This is a genomic window from Hephaestia caeni (assembly GCF_003550065.1).
GTDB lineage: Bacteria > Pseudomonadota > Alphaproteobacteria > Sphingomonadales > Sphingomonadaceae > Sphingomonas > Sphingomonas caeni_A.
Genome location: NZ_QXDC01000004.1, coordinates 829,741 through 850,027, shown reverse-complemented (window position 1 = coordinate 850,027; position 20,287 = coordinate 829,741). Strand labels below are relative to the sequence as shown.

The 20,287-nt window shown below is 67.1% G+C and carries 21 protein-coding genes and 1 tRNA gene; 13 read left to right on the top strand and 9 right to left on the bottom strand.

Translation table 11 applies throughout. The features are described from left to right. Positions 1 to 11: 11 nt before the first annotated feature. The gene (locus DFR49_RS18665) at positions 12 to 938 is read left to right on the top strand and encodes a winged helix DNA-binding protein (RefSeq protein WP_119037146.1); all 927 of its coding nucleotides are present in this window, start codon (positions 12 to 14) and stop codon (positions 936 to 938) included. Between the two features lie 159 nt (positions 939 to 1,097). Further along, positions 1,098 to 1,679 carry a hypothetical protein gene (locus DFR49_RS18660; protein ID WP_119037145.1) on the top strand — a complete coding sequence of 194 codons (582 nt, stop codon included), beginning with the start codon at positions 1,098 to 1,100 and terminating at the stop codon, positions 1,677 to 1,679. A gap of 56 nt (positions 1,680 to 1,735) precedes the next feature. On the opposite strand, the gene sciP (DFR49_RS18655) is transcribed toward DFR49_RS18660, so the two are convergent. Then, positions 1,736 to 2,047 (bottom strand): CtrA inhibitor SciP, encoded by a 312-nt coding sequence (gene sciP / locus DFR49_RS18655; protein WP_119037144.1) that lies wholly within the window; start codon positions 2,045 to 2,047, stop codon positions 1,736 to 1,738. 171 nt (positions 2,048 to 2,218) lie between these two features. On the opposite strand from sciP (DFR49_RS18655), the gene DFR49_RS18650 reads away from it, so the two are divergent. Then, positions 2,219 to 2,294, top strand: a tRNA-Val gene (locus tag DFR49_RS18650). 95 nt (positions 2,295 to 2,389) lie between these two features. Here the strand turns inward: DFR49_RS18650 and DFR49_RS18645 are convergent. Further along, positions 2,390 to 2,962 carry a helix-turn-helix domain-containing protein gene (locus DFR49_RS18645; RefSeq protein ID WP_119037143.1) on the bottom strand — a complete coding sequence of 191 codons (573 nt, stop codon included), beginning with the start codon at positions 2,960 to 2,962 and terminating at the stop codon, positions 2,390 to 2,392. Between the two features lie 94 nt (positions 2,963 to 3,056). Between DFR49_RS18645 and DFR49_RS18640 the strand changes: the two genes are divergently transcribed. The 4 genes from DFR49_RS18640 (at position 3,057) to DFR49_RS18625 (ending at position 7,848) form a co-directional block, all read left to right on the top strand. After that, the gene (locus DFR49_RS18640; protein ID WP_119037142.1) at positions 3,057 to 3,530 is read left to right on the top strand and encodes a DUF6456 domain-containing protein; all 474 of its coding nucleotides are present in this window, start codon (positions 3,057 to 3,059) and stop codon (positions 3,528 to 3,530) included. Positions 3,531 to 3,635: 105 nt separating this feature from the next. After that, complete coding sequence (locus tag DFR49_RS18635) at positions 3,636 to 4,967, top strand: MATE family efflux transporter (RefSeq protein ID WP_245968635.1); 1,332 nt, start codon at positions 3,636 to 3,638, stop codon at positions 4,965 to 4,967. 36 nt (positions 4,968 to 5,003) lie between these two features. Continuing rightward, positions 5,004 to 6,224 carry an argininosuccinate synthase gene (locus DFR49_RS18630; RefSeq protein ID WP_119037141.1) on the top strand — a complete coding sequence of 407 codons (1,221 nt, stop codon included), beginning with the start codon at positions 5,004 to 5,006 and terminating at the stop codon, positions 6,222 to 6,224. A 70-nt stretch (positions 6,225 to 6,294) separates the two neighbouring features. Continuing rightward, positions 6,295 to 7,848, top strand: a complete 1,554-nt coding sequence (locus tag DFR49_RS18625) for a hypothetical protein (protein ID WP_245968634.1) — start codon at positions 6,295 to 6,297, stop codon at positions 7,846 to 7,848. Here DFR49_RS18625 and DFR49_RS18620 read toward each other — a convergent pair. The 4 genes from DFR49_RS18620 to mnmA all read right to left on the bottom strand — a co-directional run bounded on the left by DFR49_RS18620 (position 7,835) and on the right by mnmA (position 10,947). Beyond that, positions 7,835 to 8,941, bottom strand: coding sequence for a GNAT family N-acetyltransferase (locus tag DFR49_RS18620; RefSeq protein WP_119037140.1), 1,107 nt, complete (start codon positions 8,939 to 8,941; stop codon positions 7,835 to 7,837). The two genes, DFR49_RS18625 and DFR49_RS18620, sit on opposite strands and share 14 nt — an antisense overlap. 46 nt (positions 8,942 to 8,987) lie before the next feature. Beyond that, on the bottom strand, positions 8,988 to 9,173 hold the full coding sequence (locus tag DFR49_RS18615) for a DUF1328 domain-containing protein (protein WP_119037139.1): 186 nt from the start codon (positions 9,171 to 9,173) through the stop codon (positions 8,988 to 8,990). 57 nt (positions 9,174 to 9,230) lie between these two features. Beyond that, positions 9,231 to 9,728 carry a Dps family protein gene (locus DFR49_RS18610; protein ID WP_119037138.1) on the bottom strand — a complete coding sequence of 166 codons (498 nt, stop codon included), beginning with the start codon at positions 9,726 to 9,728 and terminating at the stop codon, positions 9,231 to 9,233. 106 nt (positions 9,729 to 9,834) lie between these two features. Further along, positions 9,835 to 10,947 (bottom strand): tRNA 2-thiouridine(34) synthase MnmA, encoded by a 1,113-nt coding sequence (gene mnmA, locus DFR49_RS18605; RefSeq protein WP_119037137.1) that lies wholly within the window; start codon positions 10,945 to 10,947, stop codon positions 9,835 to 9,837. 142 nt (positions 10,948 to 11,089) lie between these two features. On the opposite strand from mnmA, the gene DFR49_RS18600 reads away from it, so the two are divergent. The 3 genes from DFR49_RS18600 to DFR49_RS18590 all read left to right on the top strand — a co-directional run bounded on the left by DFR49_RS18600 (position 11,090) and on the right by DFR49_RS18590 (position 12,217). Continuing rightward, on the top strand, positions 11,090 to 11,320 hold the full coding sequence (locus tag DFR49_RS18600) for a hypothetical protein (protein ID WP_119037136.1): 231 nt from the start codon (positions 11,090 to 11,092) through the stop codon (positions 11,318 to 11,320). Between the two features lie 103 nt (positions 11,321 to 11,423). After that, entirely contained in the window at positions 11,424 to 11,723 is a 300-nt protein-coding gene (gene sciP, locus DFR49_RS18595; protein WP_119037135.1) for a CtrA inhibitor SciP, read from the top strand. Between the two features lie 230 nt (positions 11,724 to 11,953). After that, positions 11,954 to 12,217 carry a GlsB/YeaQ/YmgE family stress response membrane protein gene (locus DFR49_RS18590; protein WP_119037134.1) on the top strand — a complete coding sequence of 88 codons (264 nt, stop codon included), beginning with the start codon at positions 11,954 to 11,956 and terminating at the stop codon, positions 12,215 to 12,217. 67 nt (positions 12,218 to 12,284) lie between these two features. On the opposite strand, the gene DFR49_RS18585 is transcribed toward DFR49_RS18590, so the two are convergent. Together DFR49_RS18585 and DFR49_RS18580 are read right to left on the bottom strand one after the other, a co-directional pair. Further along, positions 12,285 to 13,010, bottom strand: a complete 726-nt coding sequence (locus DFR49_RS18585) for an SIMPL domain-containing protein (protein WP_119037133.1) — start codon at positions 13,008 to 13,010, stop codon at positions 12,285 to 12,287. Positions 13,011 to 13,135: 125 nt separating this feature from the next. Further along, the gene (locus DFR49_RS18580; RefSeq protein WP_245968633.1) at positions 13,136 to 13,402 is read right to left on the bottom strand and encodes a GlsB/YeaQ/YmgE family stress response membrane protein; all 267 of its coding nucleotides are present in this window, start codon (positions 13,400 to 13,402) and stop codon (positions 13,136 to 13,138) included. Between the two features lie 380 nt (positions 13,403 to 13,782). Here DFR49_RS18580 and DFR49_RS18575 point away from each other — a divergent pair, with 380 nt between their 5' ends. From DFR49_RS18575 to DFR49_RS18565, 3 genes are read left to right on the top strand one after another with little or no spacing between them, the layout of a single operon-like run. After that, positions 13,783 to 14,970: an efflux RND transporter periplasmic adaptor subunit gene (locus DFR49_RS18575; protein WP_119037132.1), complete on the top strand. Its 1,188-nt coding sequence runs from the start codon at positions 13,783 to 13,785 to the stop codon at positions 14,968 to 14,970. Between the two features lie 12 nt (positions 14,971 to 14,982). Then, a complete protein-coding gene (locus tag DFR49_RS18570) occupies positions 14,983 to 18,204 on the top strand; it encodes an efflux RND transporter permease subunit (protein WP_119037131.1) in 3,222 nt (1,073 codons plus the stop codon). A gap of 43 nt (positions 18,205 to 18,247) precedes the next feature. Next, entirely contained in the window at positions 18,248 to 19,507 is a 1,260-nt protein-coding gene (locus DFR49_RS18565; protein WP_245968632.1) for a DUF445 domain-containing protein, read from the top strand. Between the two features lie 64 nt (positions 19,508 to 19,571). Here the strand turns inward: DFR49_RS18565 and DFR49_RS18560 are convergent, their stop codons facing one another. After that, positions 19,572 to 20,246, bottom strand: coding sequence for an HAD family hydrolase (locus DFR49_RS18560; RefSeq protein ID WP_119037315.1), 675 nt, complete (start codon positions 20,244 to 20,246; stop codon positions 19,572 to 19,574). Positions 20,247 to 20,287 lie beyond the last annotated feature (41 nt).

Here is a 20,287-nt window from a genome sequence, read left to right as displayed (position 1 = left end):
GGCGCTGAGCGATGACGGCGACCTTCGCGCACGAACCGCCCGTCGGCCGCGTGCTGCGCGCGCTCGTGATCGGCAGCGACGCGGCCGCCGTGCGTCTCGCCGGCGAGGCGATCGACGCTGCGGGCGCGCGCGTCGCCGGCACCGCCGATCCGGGTGACGCGGCCGCGCTCGACGGCGCAGTCGATCTCGTCATGCTCGAAGCCGAGGCGCTCGACGACGCGACGCTCGACGAGTTGCTGCCGCGCCTCGCCCAGCGATCGCGCGCGATGCGGGCGCGGGTGATCGTCGCGCTCGGCCAGGCGCAGATCGATCCGGTCTCGCGCCATCTGCTCGGCGGCGAGGTCGATCTGCTGTGCGCCCCCGACGTGGCGCAGCGCATGCTCGCGATCATGCTCGCGCGCTCGTCGCGCCTCGCGGTCGTCGGCGAGAGCAGCCGCGAGGCCGATCGCCTGCGCCGGATGAATGAAGAGGTGGCGCGGATCGCCGAGGCGCTGGCCCGGCTCGCCGAACGCGGCCCGGCCGCGCCGGGCGAGAATGTGGTGAGCGACCGGCGCCCGGGCTACCGCGCGGCGGAGGTCGCTCCCGGCGCGATCGTCGAGGCGCGTGATCTGCGCGACGCGATCCGCTCGCGCCGCCTGCGCGATCAATATATCCCCGGCGGGCTGTTCGAGGATCCGGCGTGGGATATGCTGCTCGATCTGTTCGCTGCCGATCTCGAAGGCGGCCGGGTGTCGGTCTCCAGCCTGTGCATCGCCGCCGCGGTCGCGCCCACCACCGCACTACGTTGGATCGGGCGGATGACCGAGGCGGGGCTGTTGGGCCGCGCCCCCGATCCCGACGACCGCCGCCGCGCCTTCGTCATGCTGACGCCCCCGACGCGCCAGGCGCTGCTCGATTACTGCACCGCCGCCAAACGCCAGGGATTGCCGATCGCGTAGGGATGTCGCGGAGACATCGACTTTCCGCCACGTCGCGCATCGCGACAGCGATCGGTGAAGCGGATCACCGTTGAACGCCTCATTGCGAACGTTTTGAATGCTCTCGGCTGTATTTGCGAGTAGCTTCCGCCTGTTCGAGAATGTTGATGGGGACGTCGGATGATCGATCTGCCGCCAGAGCCGCCAATCCAGCAAGAGCAGGTTATCGCGCAGAAATTGGTCGATTGCGGGCTCGATGCGCAGGGCTTTACGGTCAAGTATGAGGATTATTTGCAGAGCATTGAGATTGTCATCGGGCGGGATGCGGGGGCCACTGAAAACCAGTTCGCGTGCATCAATCGGGCAGCAGGTCATGAGATCGTCACGTTCCGGGAGAATGCACTGCAATCAGCCTATACCGATTTCATGGCGGAGTTGTACCGGCCGCAAATGATTGCCGATGCGACAGCCGGCCTGAAAAAGCTGGGTCTGCTCGATAACTTTCCCAAAAGAACCGCTTACGAGAGCCTCGCAGACTATGCCCGCGCTCTCGAAAGCCATTGCGGGCTCATTCCCGGCTCCGCTTTGAAGGCGCACGGCGAGGGAATTTCATTCCAACCCCCGCGTGAGGTGGATTTCAAGGAGTTCTCAAAGAAATATTCCGGACTGATCGCGGCAATCATGTATGCAAACGCGATCGGTGATTCCGAAGGCTTCGGCTTCATCGGAAATGCCGCGATCGCTGAGGCCGGCAAGCGATAAAGCCCCGATTGCGTGCGGCGGCGCGCGTCTAGAACGATTTCGAACCGGGCTTTGCCTTAACCGGTTTGCCCTCGCCGATTGCGTTCCCCATACAGGTCGCGATACTGCTGCGTGCGCGTCACGCGCAGGCCCGGCATCCCGGCGACATCGACCGCGTGTTGCCAGCTCGCCAGTTCCTCCGGGCTCAGCCGATAGCGCGCACATGCCTCGTCGACGGTGAGCAGCCCGCCGCGCACCGCGGCCACAACCTCGGCCTTGCGGCGGACGATCCAGCGCTTGGTGTCGCGCGCAGGGAGGGTGCGGAGCGTCAGCGCCTCGCCGAGCGGGCCGACGACGCTGAGCGGCTGAACCTTGCGATGAGTGTGCATACCGACCTCCAGGTTACGCTACATGGCGCTCGTTCGCCGAGTGCCGAGGTCCCCCAGAGCCGGAATGCAGGCTGGTCCGAAAAGGTTAACAAATCGCTAACGACCGATCGACGCCTCAGGCCATGCTTGCGCGCCGGGAAAAGGCCGTTATGACGCGGCCGTCGCTGGTACGGGCGATTAGCTCAGTTGGTAGAGCGCCTCGTTTACACCGAGGATGTCGGCGGTTCGAGCCCGTCATCGCCCACCACGTCACCGCTTTTCGCGCACGACGGAAATGGTCACGCGAACGCCGCGGCGATCTCCGCGCCTCCGCGTGAACTGGCGTCAGCCGGAAATGATCCCCTACAGCCCCCGCACCAGCCGCACCGCACGCGCGATCCACGGCGGGTCGGCGACGATCTGTTGGCGCGCGCCCGCGCCCGGCGGCAGCAGGTGGAGCTTGCCCGGCGTGCCGGCCTCGCGCCCGATCAGCCGCCCGAACAGGAAACGCCCGCCCGCGCGCGGCACCAGCACGTCGCGGTTGAGCGCGTGCCCGAACGCCTCGGGGCCAAGCTGCTCGCACCAGATCTCGTCGCCCGCGCGATAGTCGCCGACACTGTCGGCCACCGTCACCGCGACGGAGCCCGGTCCCGGCAGCGGCGGCGTCACCGCCTCGGGCCGCGTCGGCGCGTGGGTGCCGGCGGCGGAAAGGATCGCGGCGACGGGCAGGTCGGCGCGGTCGGGCAGCTTGACGAGATCGGCCGCCGCCACCCCCAGCGCCGCGGCGATCCGGTTGAGCCAGTCGACCGATACGGTGCGCGTGCCGGTTTCGAGCCGTCCGATCGTCTGCGCCGTCGTCGGCGGATCGCACGCCCGCGCGACCTCGTCGAGCGTCAGTCCCTTGGCGCGGCGCACTTCGCGGATCGCGGTGATCATTCGCTCGCTCCTTTAACCGAATTGGTTTTTCACTGTCCTACAAACATGCCGATGTGGCAAGGCCTTCGTGCGACTCGGCGAACGGAGGCATTATATGCGCGATCTGGCGGAACGACGCATCGACGAGCACGGCGTGGTGCGTAGCGACGCCGGCACGCCGCGGCGGCGCAGCGTCACGGTCAACCTCGCCGAATCGCCGCTGTCGTGGCTGGCGTCGCGCGGGCTCGTCTCGGCGCGGCAGGTCGAGGCGGGCGAGCGGCTGCGCGCCGATTACGAACGCGCCGCGCTCGGCGCGCGGGTCACGATGCGCTGGGATGCCACGCCGCATGCGCGCCACGCGACGCCGCAAGCCTCCGATCCCGCCACGGCGCAGATCGACGCCAAGCGCCGCTTCGATGTCGCGATCGCCGGCGTGGGCTCAGGGCTTTCGGACATCCTGTGGCGCGTGGTGTGCGCGGGCGAGGGGGTGCCGGCGGCCGAACGCGCGCTCGGCTGGCCGGCGCGCGCGGGCAAGCTCGTTCTCACCCTCGCGCTCGATCGCCTCGCCGATCATTACCGCCTGCCCTGACGGTCGGCGACGGCGCGTTCTTGGCCTCACCTTAGCCTCACCTTTCGCGATCCTTCCACGCAGAGGGCGCTTGATTCCCGCCGCTTCGCGGGCAATGCCGCCGGCGTGACCGACGTGCTCACCCGCCGCTCGATCTTCGCGCAGGCCTGGCCGATCATGCTCGGCCAGACGACGGTGCCGCTCGTCGGGCTCGTCGATACCGCGGTGATCGGGCACACCGGCGATGCGGCGGCGCTGGCGGGGGTCGCGCTCGGCACCACGATCATCAACCTCATCTTCTGGACCTTCGGCTTCCTGCGCATGGGGATGACGGGGATGACCGCGCAGGCCGAGGGCGCGGCCGACGCCGCCGAGGTCGAGGCGATGCTGCTGCGGGGGCTCGCGTTGGGTGTCGGGCTCGGGCTCGCCTTGTTCGCGCTTCAGATCGCGCTGATCCCGCTCGCCTTCGCGCTGCTTGCCGGCGGCGCGCGGCTCGACGCGGCGGCTCAGGGCTATGTCGCCGCGCGCTTCCTCGGCGCGCCCGCCTCGCTCGCCGTGTTCGCGATCAACGGCTGGCTGCTTGGGCTGGGGCGGACGCGTGCGGCGCTGGTGCTCCAGATCGTGATGAACCTCGTCAACATCGGCCTCAACGTGCTCTTCGTCTGGCATTACGGCATGGGCGCGCGCGGCGTCGGGCTCGGCACCGCGTGCGCCGAATGGACCGCGCTCGTCGTCGGATTGCTGATCGCGGGCCGCTATACCGGCGGCCTCGCGGTGCTCGGGCGGCTGCGCGACCAGCGCCTGTTCGCGCGCGATGCGATGCGGCGGCTGTTCGCGGTCAACGCCGACATCATGATCCGCACGATCGCGCTGCTCCTGATGTTCACCTGGTTCACCAACGCCGGCGCGCGGCTGGGCGAGACCACGCTCGCGGCGAATCAGGTGCTGATGCAGTTCGTCAGCGTCGCCGCCTTCGTGCTCGACGGCTTCGCCTTCACCGCCGAATCGCGCATCGGGCAGGCGATCGGCAGCGGCTCGGCGGAGGCGATGCGCCGCGCGATCCGGCTGACCGGCGAATTCTGCCTTGCCGCGGGCGTCGCGTTCGCGCTGATCTTCTGGGCGGCCGGGCGCCCGTTCATCGATCTGCTGACGACCAACTACGAGGTGCGCGCCACCGCCGCCGCGTTGCTCCCCTTCGCCGCGATCGTCCCTGCGATCGGTGCGCCCGCCTGGCTGCTCGACGGCATCTTCATCGGCGCGACGCGCGGCCGCGCGCTCAGGAACGCGGCGATCCTCGCCACTGCGGCCTATGTCGCAACCGATCTGCTGTTGCGCCCGGCGGGGGTGTGGGGCGTCTGGCTCGCGCTGGTGCTGAGCTACCTCTACCGCGCGGTCGCGCTGGGCGCGTTTCTGCCGGGGCTGCTGCGCTCTGTTGCACTCGCGAAGGCAGCGCCGTAGAGCCCGCCTCGATTCCCCTCCACGGAGCTGCCGACCATGTCCGAGAAGATCAACCGAGTCGTCCTTGCCTATTCGGGCGGGCTGGACACGAGCGTGATCCTCAAATGGCTCCAGCAGACCTACAATTGCGAGGTCGTCACCTTCACCGCCGATCTCGGGCAGGGCGAGGAACTGGAGCCCGCGCGCAAGAAGGCCGAGGCCGCGGGCGTCAAGCCTGAACACATCTTCATCGACGATCTGCGCGAGGAATTCGTCCGCGACTACGTCTTCCCGATGATGCGCGCCAACGCACTCTACGAGGGGCTGTACCTGCTGGGCACCTCGATCGCGCGGCCGCTGATCGCCAAGCGTCAGGTCGAGATCGCGCGTCAGGTCGGTGCCGATGCGGTGGCGCACGGCGCCACCGGCAAGGGCAACGATCAGGTGCGCTTCGAACTCGGCTATTACGCGCTCGCCCCCGATATCAAGGTGATCGCCCCGTGGCGCGAATGGGATTTGCACAGCCGCACCGCGCTGATCGACTTCGCCGAGAAGCACCAGATTTCGGTGCCCAAGGACAAGCGCGGCGAATCGCCCTTCTCGACCGACGCCAACCTCCTCCACACCTCGTCCGAGGGGAAGGTGCTCGAGGATCCGTGGGAGGAGGTGCCTGATTACGTCTATTCGCGCACCGCGAACCCTGAGGACGCGCCCGATGCGCCGGAGATCATCACGATCGATTTCGAACGCGGCGACGGCATCGCCTTGAACGGCAAGGCGATGTCGCCCGCCACGCTGCTCGCGGCGCTCAACGATCTCGGCCGCAAGCACGGCATCGGCCGACTCGATCTGGTCGAGAACCGCTTCGTCGGCATGAAGTCGCGCGGCATGTACGAAACACCCGGCGGCACGATCTACACGTGCGCGCATCGCGGCATCGAGCAGCTCACGCTCGATCGCGGTGCCGCGCACCTCAAGGACGAACTCGCGGTGCGCTATGCCGAACTGGTCTACAACGGCTTCTGGTTCGCGCCCGAGCGCGAGATGCTCCAGGCCGCGATCGATCACAGCCAGGAGAAGGTGGCGGGCACCGTACGGCTCAAGCTCTATAAGGGCAGCGTCAACGTGATCGGCCGCAAATCGCCCCACAGCCTCTATTCGGAAAAGGTCGTCACTTTCGAGGATGACGAAGGCGCCTACGACCAGCGCGACGCCGCCGGCTTCATCAAGCTGAACGCGCTGCGCTTGCGGCTGCTCGGGCGACGCGACCGGGGGTGAACGGAGCGTGCGCCGCCGGAGCGTGCGATCCTTGTTGCGGTTGAGCGTGATCCACCCGTAAGGCACACGCATGGAACAGCAGCGACAATGGTGGAACCGGCGATGGCTGCTCGCGGCGCTGGTGGCGCTTGCGGCGGTGCCGCTGCTCTGGCCGACGGTGCCGCCGCTGGTCGATCTGCCGGGGCACATGGCGCGCTACCGGGTACAACTCGATTACAGCACCTATCGTTGGCTCGATGATTGGTACGCGTTCAAATGGTCGCTGATCGGTAACCTCGGGATCGATCTTCTGATCGAGCCGCTGGGGCGGCTGCTGGGGCTCGAACTCGCGGTCAAGCTGATCGTGATCGCGATTCCCGTGCTCACCGTCAGCGGGCTGTTGTGGATCGCGCGGGAGGTGCATGGGCACGTCCCCGCGACCGCCTTGTTCGCGCTGCCGATCGCCTATTCGTATCCGTTCCATTTCGGGTTCGCCAATTTCGCGCTGTCGATGGCGCTCGCGCTCAATGCATTCGCGCTGTGGCTCCGGCTCGGGCGGCAGCACCGGATTCGCCTGCGCGCGGTGATTTTCGTCCCGCTCTCGTGCCTGATCTGGCTGTGTCACACCTATGGCTGGGGGGTGCTCGGTGTGCTCGCCTTTTCGGGCGAGCTGGTGCGCCAGCGCGATCTCGGACGTTCGTGGTTCAAGGCATGGTTCCGCGCCATTCCGCATTGTCTCCTGCTCGCGCTGCCGATGGTTCTGATGGCGATGTGGCGCGGCGGTCAGCACGTCTCGGGTCAGACCGCGGACTGGTTCAACTGGGGGGCCAAGGTCGCCTGGATGGTGATGATGCTGCGCGATCGCTGGATGGCGTTCGATATCGCCTCGGTCGCGGTGCTGCTGCTGATCCTGCTCAAGGGCATCCGCGATCCCAAGATCCAATATTCGCGCAACCTGACGTTATCGGCGCTGTTCCTGATCGCGGTTTATATCCTGCTGCCGCGCATCGTGTTCGGCTCGGCTTATGCCGACATGCGGCTTGCGCCTTATCTCGCCGGGATCGCGGTCCTTGCGCTGCGTCCCCGGCCGGGGCTGTCGATGCGCGGCGCCTCGCTGCTCGCCGCGGCGGGGCTCGTCTTTTTCGGCGCGCGAATGGCCGCGACGACCGCCAGCCTGTATCTCTACGATCGTAGCTGGAAGCACGAACTCACCGCGCTCGATCACGTGCCGGTCGGCGCCAGGCTGGTATCCTTCGTCGGTGTCGCCTGCCGCAACGTGTGGTACGGCCAGCGCTTCGAGCACCTCCCGGCCTTCGCGCTCGAGCGACGGCTGGCCTTTTCCAACGATCAATGGTCGATGGCCGGCGCGCAGTTGCTCACTGTCCGCTATCGCGCCGCGCAGGGCTTCGCGCACGATCCGTCCCAGCTCGCCACGCTGTCGCAATGCCCATACGAATTGTGGCGGCCGATCTCCAAGGCGCTCGCGACCTTCCCGCGCAATGCCTTCGATTACGTCTGGCTGATCAACCCGCCGCATTACGATCCCGCGCTGGTGCGGGGCATGACGCCGATCTGGCGCTCGGGCACGAGCGTGCTCTACCGGATCGACGATCACACGCAGCCCGCGCCGCTCAGCCCTTCCTGAACGGCATCAGTTCGGCGAGAAAATCGCGATCCGCCGCCACCGCCTCGCGCTCGCGGGCGATGAAATCGGCGACCGCGCTCCGAAAGCCCGGATCGGGCAGATAATGCGCGGAGAAGGTCGGCACCGGCGCATAACCCCGCGCGAGCTTGTGCTCGCCCTGCGCGCCCGCCTCGACGGTCGCCAGCCCGCGCGCGATCGCGGCGTCGATCGCCTGATAATAGCATAGCTCGAAATGAAGGAACGGCACGTCCTCGATCGCTCCCCAATAGCGGCCGTAGAGCGTGTCGGCGCCGATCAGGTTGAGCGCGCCCGCGATCGCCCGGCCGTCGCGCTCGGCGAGGATCAGCAGCACCTTGTCCGCCATCGCCTCGCCGAGCAGCGAGAAGAAGGCACGGGTTAGGTAGGGGCGGCCCCATTTGCGCGCGCCCGTGTCCTGATAGAAGGCCCAGAACGCGTTCCAATGCGCTTCGGTGATGGCGTTGCCGGTGAGATGGCGGATCGTCAGCCCCGCGATCGCCGCGGCGCGTTCGTGCCGGATCGCCTTGCGCTTGCGCGAGGCGAGCTGGCCCAGGAAATCGTCGAAGCAGCGATAGCCGTGGTTGCGCCAATGGAATTGCGTGCCTTGCCGGATCAGCCAGCCCGCCGCCTCGAACAGCGGCACCTGATCGGGGGCGACGAAACTCGCGTGGGCCGAAGACAGACCGTGCTGGTCGACGACCGCCTCGATGCCCGCGATCAGCGCCGGCGCCAGCGCTGTATCGCGCAGCAGCAGGCGCGGGCCGGGCACGGGGGTGAAGGGCACCGCGACCTGGAGCTTGGGGTAATAGGCGCCGCCCGCGCGCTCCCACGCCTCCGCCCAGCCGTGGTCGAAGACATATTCGCCCTGGCTGTGGCTCTTGGCATAAACCGGGGCGATCGCGCCGGGCCTTCCGTCCGGCCCGTCGACGACGATCGGCAGCGGTTGCCAGCCCGCGGCCGCCGTCGCACTCCCCGATCGTTCGAGCAGCGCGAGGAAGGTGTGGCCGACGAACGGGTTGGCATTGCCCGCGCAGGCATCCCAATCGGCGGCGTCGATCGCCTCGACACCGGGCATCAGCCGGGCGGTCACTGCCCGGTTCACGAACGGATCGTCGCGCGGATCAGTCGATCGCGTCCTTGACGCCCTTGCCGACGAGCAGCCCGAGCACAAGCAGGATGACGACGATCGCGATCACGATGAAGAACAGGATCTTGGCGATGCCCACGAAAGCTCCGCCGATCGTGGTGAAGCCGAGCACGCCGAGAACCAGCCCGGCGATCAGGAAGATGAAAGCCCATTTGAGCATGATACGTCTCCGATTCGCCGCGCCGGTTCAACCGTGCGTCGGGGTGTCTGTTCCCGCTCAGCTCTTGCGGCTCGCCTCGAACAGGAACCACGCGCGCTCCTCGGCCTGGTCGGTCCAGTCGTCGAGGATGCCGCTGGTCGCGTTGTCCTTGGCGTCGTCGACGATGTCCTTGGCTTCGCGCAGCGCCTCGACCAGCTTGAGGTTGTCGTCGCGCAGCTCGACCAGCATGTCTTCGGGTTTCACGAAATCCCTGTCGTTGTCCTTGAGCGACTGGTGCCGCCCGATGTCGCCGACCGAACGCAGCGTGGTGTTGCCGGTCTTGCGCACACGTTCGGCGATCTGGTCGGTGGTCGCGAGGATCTGCGCGGCCTGGGCGTCGAACATCAGGTGATAATCGTGGAAATGCGGGCCCGAGACGTGCCAGTGGAAATTCTTGGTCTTGAAATAGAGCGCGAACGAATCGGCGAGGATGCCGTTCAGCGCTTCGGCGACCGTCTTGGCGGCGTTGGTCTTGAGATCGGTCGGCGTTTTCAGCGGCGCGTTGGTCGTGGCCATCGTGATGCTCCCTTGGCTGATTTGTGGATCATTGCAGTAACGGTTCGAACCCACATTGGGTCCGGGATCACGTCATGCAATGTCTCGATGACAGCGATCGACGGGCTCAGGCAGCCAGCGCTGTCGTCGCCCGCTCGGTTTCGGCGATCCACCCGCCGCCGAGCACGCGCTCGCCGGCGTAGAGCACCGCGGCCTGCCCCGGTGCGACACCGTATTCGGGCGCGTCGAACATCAGGTCGTCGCCTTGGATACGCGCCGGCACCGGCTTGGCGAGCGACCGCACCTTGGCGGTGACGGCGCCGGTGGCGCGGCCGCCGATCCAGTTGATGTCGGTCAACCGCGCCGCGCGTACCGCGAGCGCCGTCTTCGGGCCGACCACGAGTCGCCGCGATTCGGGCTCGAGCCGGACGACGTAGAGCGGTTCGGCCTGGCCGCCGATCTCGATCCCGCGCCGCTGGCCGACGGTGAAATGGATCAGCCCGCGATGTTCGCCCAGCTTGCGCCCCGCCTCGTCGACGATATCGCCCGATGCGTCCGCCTCGGGGCGGAGCTTCTTCACCAGCGTCGCATAATCGCCATCGGGGACGAAGCAGATGTCCTGGCTGTCCGGCTTGGCGGCGACCCCCAGGCCCAGGTCGGCCGCGATCTCGCGCACCCGCGCCTTGGGCAAGGCGCCGAGCGGGAAGCGCAGGAAATCGAGCTGCGCGGTGGTGGTCGCGAACAGGAAATAGCTCTGGTCGCGCGCCGGATCGATCGCACGGTGCAATTCGGGGCCGTCAGCGCCTTGGATCCGGCGAACGTAATGGCCGGTCGCGAGCGCATCGGCGCCAAGCTCCCGCGCAAGCCCGAACAGATCGGTGAACTTCGGCCCCATGTTGCACTTCACGCACGGGATCGGCGTGCGGCCGGCAAGATATTCGTCGGCGAAATCGTCGATCACCTGCTCGCGGAAGCTCGATTCGTGGTCGAACACGTAATGCGCGATGCCCAGCCGGTCGCACACCGCGCGCGCGTCGCGGATGTCGCGGCCCGCGCAGCACGAGCCCGCGCGGCCCACTGCCTCGCCGTGGTCGTAGAGCTGGAGCGTCACGCCGATCGTCTCCGCGCCCGTCGCATGCGCGAGCGCGGCCACCACCGAACTGTCGACGCCGCCCGACATGGCGACGACGATGCGGCGGCGGGCCGGATCGGCGCCGAGCTGGAAATCGCCTTCGATCATCGGCGCCGCCCATAAGCCACGCCGCGCGGCGATGCAAAGCCGCGACGGTTTCCAAGCTCTTGCACGCGAGTTTACCGGACCTTCAGACACGCGGCTTAGGAGCGATTCCCGAACAAGTCGAAATGAGAAGGTTCGTCGGGCGTTGGTCGATCTGGGTTTCAGCCGTTTTGACAAGAGCGAGGCGCTCGTCGGCCTGCCGCCCGATCTGGCGGTGATGATGGTTTCCGTCTCGGCGCGTCAGGCCGCGAGCCCGACGGCGTTGTTCTTCGCGCGGATGGCGTGTCCGTGCGCAGAGGCGGGTCTGCTCGCCCCGGCGCACGGTGCCTTCAACGCGGTGGTCGCCGCCACGCTGCGCGGACGGCATGAAGCGTGAAGGTGGCGTTTACCGTGCCGTTTCAGGCGATGTTGAATCCCCTGCCGGCATAGGTCGTGCTGTGTTGAGTGAGAGAGGGGACCCCCGCCCCGATGAGGTATAGATGATCGAGAACCAGAAGATTCGCCCTGCCAAGGTAATCGGCCCGCTCGGCGAACCGCTGACGCTGGAAACGCTGCCGCCTGCCGACACGACCCGCTGGGTGGTGCGGCGCAAGGCCGAGGTCGTGGCCGCGGTCAACGGCGGGCTGCTGACGGTGGACGAAGTCTGCGATCGCTATGGTCTTACCGCGGAGGAATTCGCGAGCTGGCAGCGGGCGATCGATCGCTCGGGCATGCCGGGGCTGCGCGTGACGCGCATCCAGCATTACAAGTCGCTCTACGAACGCCAGCAGAAATACTGAGGTTTGTTCCACTGACGTGGAAGCGGCACCGGCCCGTTCCCCACCCTGCCACCCAAGTCATTATACTGCATGGGTGATGGGCTGGGGGAACGGGCCGGTGCCGTCTCAACCGGAACAGGTCGCGAGACTTATACGATAACCAAAACGCCTGCGGAACAAACTGGCCCGTTCGCGAGTCTTTCCCTCCACAGCCCGGCGTCACACCGGGCCAGGAACGGAGGGATGGATTCATGGGTATCATCATTGCCATCATCGTGGGCGGGATCATCGGGTGGCTCGCCAGCATTGTGATGCGGACGGACGCGCAGCAGGGCATCATCCTCAATGTCGTCGTCGGTGTGATCGGGTCGTTCGTCGGCAACTGGATCGGCGGCCTGTTCGGATCGGGCGCCACCTTGACCACTTTCAGCGTCGTGGGCCTGTTCTGGTCGTTCGTCGGCGCGGTCGTGCTGCTCGGCATCGTCAATCTGATCCGGCGCGGCAGCGTGCGCTGACCGAAACGGCGTCAATCGCGACGCACGATCAAGGCGCCGCCCGGCAATCACCGGGCGGCGCCTTTTCTCATTTGAGCAGGAAGCGCACCTGGAGATTGACGGTGATGTCGGTTTCGCCGGGGACGATCGCGGTGTCGGCCGCGGCCTCTGCGCGCGCGGCGTACATCACCGGGCGCGGCGGCGGATAGCCGGCATTGCTCCCGCTCTCGCTGATCGAGACGATGCGTGAGACCGTGAGCCCCGCGGCACTGGCGTATAGCTCGGCACGCGCGCGGGCGCGCTTGACGGCATCGGCGCGCGCTTCGTCGAGCGCGGCATCGGGGTTGTCGAGCGAGAGATTGGGGCCGTCGATCTGGTTGGCGCCCTGCTTGACCAGCGTATCGAGGATCGTGCCGCTCTTGGCGATATCCCGGAAGCGGATCGAGACCGAATTGGTCGCCTGATAGCCGGTAATGACCGGCGGCTGGTTCTCGCCATACCGATATTGCGGCGACAATTGCACATTGGCGGTCGCGATATCGCGCGCGGCGACGCCGGCTCCCTTCAGCGCGGCGAGCACGCGATCCATGCGCGCGGCATTCTCGCTCAGCGCCGCCGCGGCGGTCGCGGCCTGCGTCACGACGCCGGCACGGATCGTGGCGAGATCGGGGACGCGGGTGCTCTTGCCCTCGGCGTTCACGTCGAGCAGCGTGCCGTCGGGCAGGATGGCGGGCGTGGCGGCGGGGGGCGTCTGTGCGGCTGCCGGCATGGCGGCGAGCGGTGCGGCGGCAAGGGCGATGGCGGTACGGCGCATGAAATATTCTCCTGGGTAAAGCTGTGGATATGATGGCGCGGCGCGCACAACCTGCGCTGAACGGCGGGTGGGGGAGTGGGCCGGGGCCGCATTGCGCTGAAAGGCAGCTTTACCAGAACGCGTTCTCAGTGGCTGGTGCGGCGCGCCAGAACCCAGCGATAGGCGAGCATCAGCGCCAATGCGCCGACCCCGGCGGCAATGTCGTTGCCCCAGCCCTCGCCGATCGGCCAGCCGAGCATCTGGGCGATCATGCCGCCGAACATCGCGCCGACGATGGCGATCAGGATCGCGACGGCGAAACCGCCCGGATCGCGACCTGGCATCAGCAGCCGCGCGATCACGCCCACGACAGTGCCGATCAGCACCCATTCCAGCATCGAGCGCTCGGGCATCGATCCGGCTCCCCTGTTGCCGCACCCCCTCAGGAACGACGGCGCACATCCTCGCGGCAACCAAGGCGCATTGCAACCGTTACTTCCAAGTAACGGCTTGCGCGAGGCTGTTTGGGACATCGCGGAAGGGCGATTTTCCAGGCGGCGCCGGCCCGCTCCCTCACCCGACCACCCATAGAATACACTGTTGGGTGGCCGGGTGAGGGAGCGGGTCGGCGCCCCCATGCGTCGAAAGACGCATTATCAAACGCGCTCAGGTTTCGTTCACGCTGGATGAACAAAAAAAGCGCACACGACCGCTTGAGGTCGGTGATATATTTCTATAATACACCGCTCGACAAAAACGGCAGCATGGCCGGGACGGGAAAGTGACGCAGCACATGAACTACGAATCGGGGGGCGTCGGCGAGGCGGAGCGCTATGCGTTGCCGGACATGAGCGAAGGCGGGCGCCGCCGTCGCTGGCTGGTATACGTCATCGTCGCGGCCGCGGTGGTGCTCGTGGTCGGCTATCTTGCGCTCGGCCATTCGAAGCCGACCGACCAGCCGTTCGGCGCGAGCGATCCGAGCAGCCAAATTCCGACGGTCACCGTCATGCAGCCCGGCAGCAACACGATCGTCCGCGACATCTCGGCGACCGGTACGATCGCCGCGCGCCGCGAGATGCCGGTCGGGGTCGCGGGTGAGGGCGGTCGCGTCACGCGCGTGCTGGTCGACGCCGGCACCTGGGTGAAGGCGGGTCAGGTGCTCGCGACGGTCGATCGCTCGGTCCAATCCGAAACCGCGGCGTCGCTCGCCGCACAGGTTCGCGTCGCCGAGGCCGATGCCAAGCTCGCCCAGGCCGATCTCGATCGCGCGAAGCAGCTCGTCTCGCGCGGCTTCATCTCGCAGGCCGATATCGACAGCAAGACCGCCACGCGCGATGCTGCGGTCGCGCGCGTCAACGTCGCCAAGGCATCGCTCGCCGAGACGCAGGCCCGTAACGGCCGGCTCGATATCCGGGCGCCCGCGGCGGGGCTGGTGCTGACCCGCGACGTCGAGCCGGGCCAGATCGTGAGCGCGGGCAGCGGCGTGCTGTTCCGGGTCGCGCTCGGCGGCCAGATGGAAATGCAGGCGAAGCTCGCCGAATCCGATCTCACGCGGCTGTCGGTCGGGGTGCCCGCGACGGTAACGCCGGTGGGAACCGACGAGCAGTTCAAGGGCCAGATCTGGCAGATTTCGTCGGTGATCGATCCGCAGACGCGCCAGGGCATCGCGCGCATCGCGCTCAGCTACGCGCCCGCGCTCCGGCCCGGCGGCTTCGCCACGGCGCGGATCATCGCCGGCTCGAACCAGGCGCCGTTGCTTCCCGAATCGGCCGTCCAGAGCGAGGGCGGGCAGAATTACGTCTATATCGTCGACAAGGACGACAAGGTGGTCCGCCGCAACGTTACCACCGGCGAGGTCTCCGACGCGGGCGTCGCGATCGCCGGCGGGCTCGACGGCAGCGAGCGCGTCGTGGTTTCGGCGGGCGCCTTCCTCAATCCCGGCGACAAGGTGAAACCGGTCCTCCAGAAGCGTGCGAGCTAAGGACTCCAGCCCATGAGCTTCCGCAACATCTCCGCCTGGTCGATCCGGAACCCGGTTCCGTCGATCGTCCTGTTCGTTGCGTTGACGCTGGCGGGGATCGTCAGCTTCATGCGGATGGACGTCAACAACCAGCCCGATATCGATTTCCCGATCGTCTGGGTCGTCATCTCGCAGCCGGGCGCGGCGCCGTCGGAAATGGAGACGCAGATCACCCAGCGCGTCGAATCGGCGGTGCGCAGCCTGCCGGGTATCGACGAGATCAATTCGACGGTCACCGAAGGCCAGTCGGAAACGGTGATCCAGCTTGATATCGGCACCCCGATCGATCGCGCGGTCGAGGATGTGCGCAGCGCGGTTCAGCAGATCAGGAGCGACCTGCCCGACGGCATCCTCGAACCGCAGATCGGCCGCGTCGACACGACCAACAACGATCTCGCCAGCTTCTCCGCGATCGCGACCGACATGACGATCGAGGAGCTGAGCTGGTACATCGACAACGACGTCGCCAAGGAATTGCTCTCTGTCCCCGGCATGGCGGGCGTCAATCGCAACGGCGGGGTCAGCCGTGAGATTCGCGTCATTCTCGATCCCGCGAAGCTCCAGGCGCAAGGGTTGACGGCGAGCGCGGTCAACCAGCAGCTCCGCCAGGTCAATCTCAACGCCGCGGGCGGCAAGGCCGAGATCGCGGGGTCCGAACAGGCGGTGCGCGTGCTGGGCAATGCGCAGACCGCCTACGATCTCGGCCAGACGCAGATCGCGGTCGGCGATGGGCGGACGGTCAAGCTCGCCGATATCGGCGAGGTCAAGGATCTCTATGCCGAACGCACCTCATCGTCGGCGATCAACGGCCGGCAGGTGGTGAGCTTCGATATCCAGCGCGCCAAGGGGTCGTCGGACGTCACCGTCTATCACGGCGCGGTCGAGAAGCTGAAGGATCTCCAGACACGCAATCCCAAGATCCAGTTCCAGCTCCTCTACAACAACGCCAAATACGCCGAGGAGCAATATGCGAGCGCGATCGACGCGATGATCGAGGGCGCGTTCCTCGCGGTCGTCGTCGTGTTCCTGTTCCTGCGCGATTGGCGCGCGACGCTGATCTCGGCGCTTGCTATCCCCTTGTCGGCGATCCCCAGTTTCTGGTTCATCGAGATGATGGGGTTCAACCTCAACCAGATGACATTGCTCGCCTTGAGTCTGGTGGCGGGGGTGCTGGTCGACGACGCGATCGTCGAGATCGAGAATATCGTGCGCCACATGCGCATGGGCAAAAGCGCGTATCAGGCCTCGATCGACGCGGCCGACGAAATCGGCCTGGCGGTGCTCGCCACCACCATGTCGATCGTCGCGGTGTTCCTGCCGGTCGGGCTGATGCCGGGCGTCTCGGGCCAGTTCTTCAAGAATTTCGGCCTTACCGTCGTCATCTCGGTGTTGATGAGCCTTGCGGTCGCGCGCCTCGTGACGCCGATGATCGCTGCCTATTTCCTGAAATCGTTCGGCCACGCCAAGCACGGCGAAGGCTGGATGATGGACGCCTACATGAAGATCCTGCGCTGGACGCTCGATTCGCGCGTCGCCAAGGCGCGCGCGGCGGGGCGGGGCTTCTTCGGCCGGGTGCGCGCGCGCTTTCGCGATCACCGGATCTGGGTGCTCGGCCTCGGTCTTGCCTCTTTCCTGCTGACGATCGTGATGTTCGGCGTGCTGCCCAAGCAGTTCCAGCCCGAGCAGGACGACGATTCGAGCACGGTACGCGTCGAGATGGTGCCCGGCACCACGCTCGAGCAGACGCAGGCGGTCGTCGATCGCGTGGCGCATCTGCTGCGTGAACAGAAGATCGTGACCTCGGTCTATCAGCGCAGCTTCGTCGGCTCGGGCCGCGTCACTGCGCAGCTTGCGGACGATCGCGAGATCACCTCCGTCCAGTTCGAACGCGGCCTCGCGCCCGAACTCAACAAGATCGCCGATGCGCGCGTCAATTTCCAGTCGCAAGGCGGCTGGGGGTCGAGCGGGCGCGACCTGACGATCGTGCTCGGCGGCGAGGATCCCAAACTTCTCAACGAGACCGCGCTCAAGCTCGTCAACCAGATGGCGAAGTTGAAGACCGTGGTCGCGCCGCGCATCACCGGCGACCTCCAGCGGCCTGAGATCGTCATCCGCCCGCGCATGGATCTCGCCGCCGATCTCGGCGTGACGACCGCAGCGATGTCGAGCGCGATCCGCATCGCGACGCTGGGCGATATCGATCAGAACAGCGCGCGCTTCTCGCTCTCCGATCGTCAGATTCCGATCCGCGTCGCGCTGTCGGAAAGCGCGCGCGAGCGGCTGTCGACGATCGAGAACCTGCCGGTCACCACGCAATCCGGCGGATCGGTGCCGCTGCGCGTGGTCGCCGATATCGGCTTCGGCGCCGGCCCGACCAAGATCGAGCGCCTCAACCAGCAGCGCCAGCTCACGATCGGCGCCGATCTGGCGCAAGGCATCGTCAGCGGCGTCGCGATGCAGGATATCCACAACCTGCCGCTGATGAAGAACCTGCCGCTCGGCGTGCACGAGATGAGCGTCGGCCAGCAGAAATGGCAGGCCGAGATGATCAAGAACTTCATCATCGCGGTGATTTCGGGCACTTTCCTGGTGTTCGCGGTGTTGGTGCTGCTCTATCGCCGCTTCCTGCCGCCGTTCGTCAACATGGGCTCGTTGCTGCTGGCGCCGCTCGGCGGCTTGCTCGCGCTGGCGGTGACGGGCAGCGCGCTGTCGATGCCGGTGTTCATCGGGTTGCTGATGCTGCTCGGAATCGTCGCCAAGAACTCGATCCTGCTGATCGATTTCGCGCTCGAGGAAATGAGCAAGGGCGTCGACATCCTGACCGCGATCATCGATGCCGGCCACAAGCGCGCGCAGCCGATCGTGATGACGACGGTGGCGATGATCGCGGGCATGATCCCGACCGCGATCTCCTTGACCGGCGACAATAGCTGGCGCGCGCCGATGGGCATCACCGTGATCGGCGGGCTCGCGCTGTCGACGCTGCTCACGCTGCTGATCGTGCCGGCGACCTTCAGCCTCGCGGTCGGGGTCGAGCGCTGGATCGGGCCCAAGCTCGGCCGTCGTCTGCTCACCTATCGTCCCGGCGATGACGAGCCGGCCGCGATCGATCACCACGGCGGGCCGGCACTGCCGGGCCGGCGCGGGGCGATCGGCTATCGCGGTGACGACGAGGAACCACAGCCGGCGGAATGACGAATCACTTGAACAATCCTCGGCTTCGGGGATTGTTTCGGTGATGAATCGTATCGCCCGCCCCTTGCCGTCGGATACCGCCCCTCCGGGGCTCGTGCGGATGCGGGTGATCGCGACGGGGCTGCTCGTCCTGATGGCGGCGCTGTTCTTCGTCGCGCGCGCGTTCGAGCCTGCGCATCCAGGCCTCGGCTATCTGCGGAGCTTCGCCGAGGCGGCGATGGTGGGCGGGCTCGCCGATTGGTTCGCGGTCACCGCCTTGTTCCGCCATCCGCTCGGGCTGCCGATCCCGCATACGGCGATCGTGCCGCGGAACAAGGATCGGATCGGCACCACGCTCGCCTCGTTCCTGCGCGCCAATTTCCTGACCCCCGCCGTCGTCGCGCGGCGGATGCGGCGCGTCGATATCGCCGCGGCGATCGGCAAGTTCCTCGCCGCCCCGCCCGAGCGCGGCCGGCTGTGGCGCGGCGCCTCGCGCCTCATCGCCGATGTGCTCGAATCGCTCGATCAGGAACGGCTGGGCGGCATGGTCAAGGGCGCGCTGGCGGGGCGCCTGCGCGAGATCAACGCCGCGCCCACGCTCGGCCGGGCGCTCAAGGCGGCGATGAAGGAGGATCGGCACGTCCCGCTCCTCGATGCGGGCATCCGCTGGGCGAACGCGCTGCTGGAGCGCAACGAGGCGCTGATCCGATCGATGGTCCACGAACGGTCGGGGTCGATCCTGCGCTGGACCGGGCTCGACGAGACGATCGCCAACAAGATCATCGACGCGCTCGATCGCTTGCTCGGCGAGATGGCCGACGATCCCGGGCATCCGCTGCGGCTCAAGATCGAAGACAGCCTCGCCGAACTCGCGTTCGATCTCCAGCACGATCCCGAAATGCGCGATCGGGTTTTCCGGTTGAAGGCGGAAATGCTCGATAACCCTGCGATCGAGCGCTGGTGGATGAGCATGTGGGAACAGATGCGGCGCGGCCTGATCGGGCTCGTGCGCGATCCCAATGACGCGCTCGCGGGCCAATTCGGGGAGGCGCTGCGCCAGTTGGGCGAGACGCTCCAGCACGACGATAAACTGCGCGCGACGATCAACCGCTTCGTGCGCCGCGCCGCGGTCGGGATCGCCGCCGATTACGGCGACGGGATCGTCCGGCTGGTGTCGGAAACGGTGCGCGGCTGGGATGCGCGTACGATCACCGACCGGCTCGAAAATGCGGTCGGGCGCGATCTGCAATATATCCGCGTCAACGGCACGCTGGTGGGCGGGCTGGTCGGCCTTGTCATTCACACGGTCGATGTTGCGCTCTGATAGGCGAATCGGGTCATCTCCCGGGCTCCTGCTGTCGCAGGAGCAGGGCACGTGCGAACGCTGTTTACCGTTCCCAATCGACGATCGGCCAGCCGCGCTTTCGGGCGAGCGCGCGCAGCGGCCCGTGCGCGTTGACCGCGAACGGTTCGTCGGCCCAGCCCAGCACCGGCGCGTCGGAGACATGATCCGAATAGAAGCGGATGTGGCAATCCGCGCGATCGATGCCCTCGCGCGCCAGCCACGCCTCGATCGCGGCAAGCTTGGCGGGGCCGTAGACGTTGTCGCCGACCATCCTCGCGTAGAGCCGCCCGGTCTCGTCGATCTCGGCTTCGGTCGCGATCACGTCGTCGAAGCCGAGCCGGTCGGCGATCGCGCCGACATAGAATCGGTACGACGCGGTCGCCATCACCAGCCGGTATCCGGCGGCGCGATCGGCCGCGATCCGTTCGCGTGCGCCGGCGAACACGCCGGTCGCGGTCACACGCTCGGCGAACGCCTCGGCTGCCGCCTCCACGGCCTCGGGGGCCAGCGATCCGCCCAGCAGCAGCCGCTGCATCGTCTGCTTGAGCCGCGCGCGATCGATCACCCGCGCGAGATAGCCGAACGCGGCGATGACGGCGGCGGGCACCAGGATCATCCGCCAGGGCGCGTGGCGGCGCATCGTCCCCCACAGGAACGGCGTCCAAGTGGGGGCATGGGTGATCGTGCGATCCATGTCGTAGATGGCGAGGCGCTGCATGATGGTCCCATAAGCCGCTATCGGCTTGCCGATCCAGCCAC

Excerpts from the sequence above, each read along its gene's own strand:
- DFR49_RS18665 (WP_119037146.1), top strand. The coding sequence starts at position 12 with ATGACGGCGACCTTCGCGCACGAACCGCCCGTCGGCCGCGTGCTGCGC.
- DFR49_RS18660 (WP_119037145.1), top strand. The coding sequence starts at position 1,098 with ATGATCGATCTGCCGCCAGAGCCGCCAATCCAGCAAGAGCAGGTTATC.
- sciP (WP_119037144.1), bottom strand. The coding sequence starts at position 2,047 with ATGCACACTCATCGCAAGGTTCAGCCGCTCAGCGTCGTCGGCCCGCTC.
- DFR49_RS18645 (WP_119037143.1), bottom strand. The coding sequence starts at position 2,962 with ATGATCACCGCGATCCGCGAAGTGCGCCGCGCCAAGGGACTGACGCTC.
- DFR49_RS18640 (WP_119037142.1), top strand. The coding sequence starts at position 3,057 with ATGCGCGATCTGGCGGAACGACGCATCGACGAGCACGGCGTGGTGCGT.
- DFR49_RS18630 (WP_119037141.1), top strand. The coding sequence starts at position 5,004 with ATGTCCGAGAAGATCAACCGAGTCGTCCTTGCCTATTCGGGCGGGCTG.
- DFR49_RS18625 (WP_245968634.1), top strand. The coding sequence starts at position 6,295 with ATGGAACAGCAGCGACAATGGTGGAACCGGCGATGGCTGCTCGCGGCG.
- DFR49_RS18620 (WP_119037140.1), bottom strand. The coding sequence starts at position 8,941 with ATGCCCGGTGTCGAGGCGATCGACGCCGCCGATTGGGATGCCTGCGCG.
- DFR49_RS18615 (WP_119037139.1), bottom strand. The coding sequence starts at position 9,173 with ATGCTCAAATGGGCTTTCATCTTCCTGATCGCCGGGCTGGTTCTCGGC.
- DFR49_RS18610 (WP_119037138.1), bottom strand. The coding sequence starts at position 9,728 with ATGGCCACGACCAACGCGCCGCTGAAAACGCCGACCGATCTCAAGACC.
- mnmA (WP_119037137.1), bottom strand. The coding sequence starts at position 10,947 with ATGATCGAAGGCGATTTCCAGCTCGGCGCCGATCCGGCCCGCCGCCGC.
- sciP (WP_119037135.1), top strand. The coding sequence starts at position 11,424 with ATGATCGAGAACCAGAAGATTCGCCCTGCCAAGGTAATCGGCCCGCTC.
- DFR49_RS18590 (WP_119037134.1), top strand. The coding sequence starts at position 11,954 with ATGGGTATCATCATTGCCATCATCGTGGGCGGGATCATCGGGTGGCTC.
- DFR49_RS18585 (WP_119037133.1), bottom strand. The coding sequence starts at position 13,010 with ATGCGCCGTACCGCCATCGCCCTTGCCGCCGCACCGCTCGCCGCCATG.
- DFR49_RS18580 (WP_245968633.1), bottom strand. The coding sequence starts at position 13,402 with ATGCCCGAGCGCTCGATGCTGGAATGGGTGCTGATCGGCACTGTCGTG.
- DFR49_RS18575 (WP_119037132.1), top strand. The coding sequence starts at position 13,783 with ATGAACTACGAATCGGGGGGCGTCGGCGAGGCGGAGCGCTATGCGTTG.
- DFR49_RS18570 (WP_119037131.1), top strand. The coding sequence starts at position 14,983 with ATGAGCTTCCGCAACATCTCCGCCTGGTCGATCCGGAACCCGGTTCCG.
- DFR49_RS18565 (WP_245968632.1), top strand. The coding sequence starts at position 18,248 with ATGAATCGTATCGCCCGCCCCTTGCCGTCGGATACCGCCCCTCCGGGG.
- DFR49_RS18560 (WP_119037315.1), bottom strand. The coding sequence starts at position 20,246 with ATGCAGCGCCTCGCCATCTACGACATGGATCGCACGATCACCCATGCC.